Here is a 3,490-nt window from a genome sequence, read left to right as displayed (position 1 = left end):
GGCCGCCGACCTGCTCGCCCGCTGGGACGCCGCCCGCCGCTGATCCGGGCACGGGTGCAGGGACCGGGCACGGGTGCAGGATGCGGGCCCGGGGCGCAGGTCCGACCCGGCCCACGGGCGCGTGGCGCTGGTTATCTCTTGCGCTCGGAGAAGTCGGCGAACCGCTCCAGGTCGCGGACGTGGCCGGACACGATGATGACGTCGTCCGGGCCGATGATGGTCTCCGGCTGGGCGTACTGGAACGGGCTGCCCGGGGCCTTGATGCCGACGATGTTGACCTTGTGACGCTTGCGCGGGTGGCAGCAGTCGATCGACTTGCCGATGACGTCCCGTGGTGGCCGCATCTTGACGATGGCGAAGTCCTCGTCGAACTCGATGAAGTCCATCATCTGGTTGGCCACCAGGTGGGCCACGCGGACACCGGCGTCGTGCTCGGGGAACACCACGTGGTCGCATCCGATGCGAGTGAGGATCTTGCCGTGGGCCTGGTTGATCGCCTTGGCCCAGACCTGCTCGATCCCCAGGTCGACGAGGTTCACCGCGACCAGCACGGACGACTCGATCGAGGTGCCCACGCCGACGACGGCGGTGGAGAAGTCCTGGGCCCCGAGCTGTTGGAGTGCCTCGAGGTCGGTGGCGTCGGCTTCCACCACGTGGGTCAGGGAGTCGGCGTACCTCTGGACGAGTCCGTGGTCGCGTTCGACCGCGAGGACCTCCCGGCCCTGGCCGACGAGTTGGGTGGCGAGGGAGACGCCGAACCGGCCCAGGCCGATGATGAGGACTGGGGACTGGCGGCGGGTGCGATCAGCCAATGATCGGCCTCTCTGTGGGTAGGCGATACCTGGTCCGCTTTGCTCGCATGGTCAGCGCGGTGGCGAAGGTGATGATGCCGACTCGTCCGGCGAACATCAGCCCGGACAGAAGGTACACCCCCGCCGGCTCGAGTTCAGCGCTGAGACCTGAACTCAACCCGCAGGTGGCGAAGGCGGAGATGGACTCGAACAGGGGGCGCCCGAGATCCTCACCGGTGAGGATCATCAGGGCCAGGGCGGAGCCGGCGACCAGCGTGAGCCCCATCCCGGCCACGGACACCGCGACCCGGATCGACGAGGTGGGCAGCGCGCGCCCGTGTGCCGTGGCGTCCTCCCGGCCCCGGGCCTCGGCGAGGAAGGCCAGGAAGATGACGGCCAGGGTGGTGACCTTGACGCCGCCGGCGGTCGAGACCGAACCGCCCCCCACGAACATCAGGGCGTCGGTGATGAGCATGGTCGACGCGGTCGTGTCGACGGGGTCGATGATGGCGAAACCCCCGGAGCGCATCATCACCGAGGCGAACACCGAGTGCTGCAGTTTGTCGACCACGCCCTCGCCACCGAGGGTGGCCCCGTTGCTCCACTCGAGGGCGGCGAACCCGAGAGCCCCGACGAGCATGAGCAGCACGCTGACCTCGACCGTGAGGCGGGTGTGGAGGTTCCAGCGTCCCAGGTGCCACTGGTGCTTCCACAGCACCAACAGGACGGGGAAACCCAGACTGCCCAGGAACACGGCGCAGATCAGCGCCCAGAACACGACCGGGTCGTCGGCCACCGAAGCCAGGCCGTCGGGGTGGAGGACGAACCCGGCGTTGTTGAACGCCGACACCGCGTAGAACACCGCGCGCCACAGCCCGTCCCCGAACGTGCCCTGCTGGGCGATGAACCGGGGCGCGAGGATGAGCGCGATCACGAGTTCCACCAGGGCGGACGAGACGACGATGGTCTTGATCAATGATCGGACCTCGCCCAGTCCACCCGCCGACACGCCCGTCTGGGCGAGCAGCCGGGTACGCACCCCGAACTGCCGGGTCACCGAGAGTGCCAACAGGGAGGAGATCGTGACGATCCCCAGGCCACCGACCTGGATGCCCGCCAGGATCACCACCTGCCCGGCCGTGGACCAGTGGGTCGCGGTGTCGACGGTGGTCAGGCCGGTCACCGACACGGCGGAGGTGGCGGTGAACACCGCGTCGTGCAGGTGTGCGTGCTCTCCCGAGGAGGTGGCCCAGGGCATCATCAGCAGCACCGTGAAGACCGCGATCGCCGCGGCGAACGCCAGGAGCGCCGAGCGGGCCGGGGAACTGTAGGTGAACGCCCGGGCTGCCTGCGCGCCTGAGGACAGGACCCCCGGAATCGTCGAGACCATGCCGCGAGGGTAATCCCGACCGCCGCGTCGGCCACAGTTGGTGCGCGAAGTCGTTACTGAACGGCGTCAACACTCGTAACGTCGGCGGTATGCCACGGATCCCTCTCGAAATCACGCTGGTCGAGTTCCCCAGTACCTCGATGTCCGCCACGAGCGAGTTCCTCGCGACGGTCTGCGGCTGGGAACCCACCGTGTACGGGGAGTCGTACGCATGCCTGGTCGGCGGGGGCATCGACGTGGGCGTGCAGGGGGACGACGACGAGCAGTCCCCCGCCCCGCTCATGGTGATCCGCGTGCCGGACCTCGACGAGGCCCGCGAGCAGGTCGAGGCCGCCGGTGGCATGGTGACGTTCGGGCCGTTCGACTTTCCCGGTGGCCGCCGTTTCCATTTCCGTGAGCCCGGCGGGAGCGAGATGGCGATGTGGGTGCCGGCGCCAGCCTAGAACCGTCAGGCCGGCGCGAACCCCTCGGGCAGTGCCAGCCGGGTGAGCTTGTCCGGGTTGCTGTGGAAGTAGAGGCGTGAGATCTGGCCGTCGACCACGCCGACCTGCGCCACCCGCAGGACCCCGCGGGCGAGGACCGCCAGCGCGACCTCGCCGTTGACCTCGACGGGCGCGATCATCCCGCCCGAGAATTCCGTGGCCTTGATGAGGAAGTACGCACACTTACGGGCCCCCACGATGTCCCGCCGGGCGGCATTGACCTTGCCGCCGCCGTCCGAGATCACGCGGGCATCGGCGGTGAGGGCGGCGATCGTCTGCGGAAGATCGCCGGCCAGGACGGCCTCCACCAGGGTCGAGATCACCGCGTCCGAGGCGGGTTCGGGTGGACGCAGGTCGGACTCCAGGCGGTGCCGGGCCCGGCTCACCCACTGGCGGACGGTGGCCACAGCCGCGCCCAGGGTGTCGGCGATCTCGGCGTAGGGCAGGTCGTACGCCTCACGAAGGACGAACGCCGCGCGCTCATCCGGGCCCAGCTGTTCGTAGGCCAGCAGCACGGCGATCCGCAGATCGTCGCGGCGCTCGGCCCGGTCCGCCGGCAGCAGGGCGGTGTCGACGGGCTCGGGCAGCCACTCGCCCGCGTAGTCCTCCCGCTTGCGCCTGCGCAGCCGGTCCAGACACAGCCGCGTCGCCACGGTGGTCAGCCACGCATCGACGTTCCGGGGCGCGGACGACGGATCGAGCGCCACCCACCGCGCCAGTGCCTCGTCAGCGGCGTCCTCGGCGTCGGCCCAGGTCCCGGTGATGCGGTAGCCCACCCCGAGCAGTCGGCCCCGCACCTGCTCCAGCGCGGCGCGGTCCGCCAGCGC

The 3,490-nt window shown here is 70.0% G+C and carries 4 protein-coding genes; 1 reads left to right on the top strand and 3 read right to left on the bottom strand.

The window, feature by feature from the left end:
* Window positions 1-131 precede the first annotated feature (131 nt).
* Window positions 132-812, bottom strand: coding sequence for a potassium channel family protein (locus G6024_RS12785; protein ID WP_119193323.1), 681 nt, complete (start codon window positions 810-812; stop codon window positions 132-134).
* Entirely contained in the window at window positions 805-2,181 is a 1,377-nt protein-coding gene (locus G6024_RS12780; RefSeq protein ID WP_119193322.1) for a TrkH family potassium uptake protein, read from the bottom strand. Before G6024_RS12780 ends, G6024_RS12785 begins: the two co-directional genes overlap by 8 nt.
* Before the next feature lie 89 nt (window positions 2,182-2,270).
* Here G6024_RS12780 and G6024_RS12775 point away from each other — a divergent pair, with 89 nt between their 5' ends.
* A complete protein-coding gene (locus G6024_RS12775; protein ID WP_119193321.1) occupies window positions 2,271-2,624 on the top strand; it encodes a VOC family protein in 354 nt (117 codons plus the stop codon).
* 5 nt (window positions 2,625-2,629) lie between these two features.
* Here the strand turns inward: G6024_RS12775 and G6024_RS12770 are convergent, their stop codons facing one another.
* Window positions 2,630-3,487 carry a sigma-70 family RNA polymerase sigma factor gene (locus G6024_RS12770; RefSeq protein WP_235027897.1) on the bottom strand — a complete coding sequence of 286 codons (858 nt, stop codon included), beginning with the start codon at window positions 3,485-3,487 and terminating at the stop codon, window positions 2,630-2,632.
* Window positions 3,488-3,490: the final 3 nt, after the last annotated feature.

The sequence above is a fragment of the Dietzia maris genome, from assembly GCF_014144855.1.
Lineage (GTDB): Bacteria > Actinomycetota > Actinomycetes > Mycobacteriales > Mycobacteriaceae > Dietzia > Dietzia kunjamensis.
The sequence above is the reverse complement of the archived record's forward strand: the minus strand, read 5'-3'. Positions and strand labels throughout refer to the sequence as shown.

Coding starts and splice junctions, on each gene's coding strand:
- G6024_RS12780 (WP_119193322.1), bottom strand. CDS start 2,181: ATGGTCTCGACGATTCCGGGGGTCCTGTCCTCAGGCGCGCAGGCAGCC.
- G6024_RS12775 (WP_119193321.1), top strand. CDS start 2,271: ATGCCACGGATCCCTCTCGAAATCACGCTGGTCGAGTTCCCCAGTACC.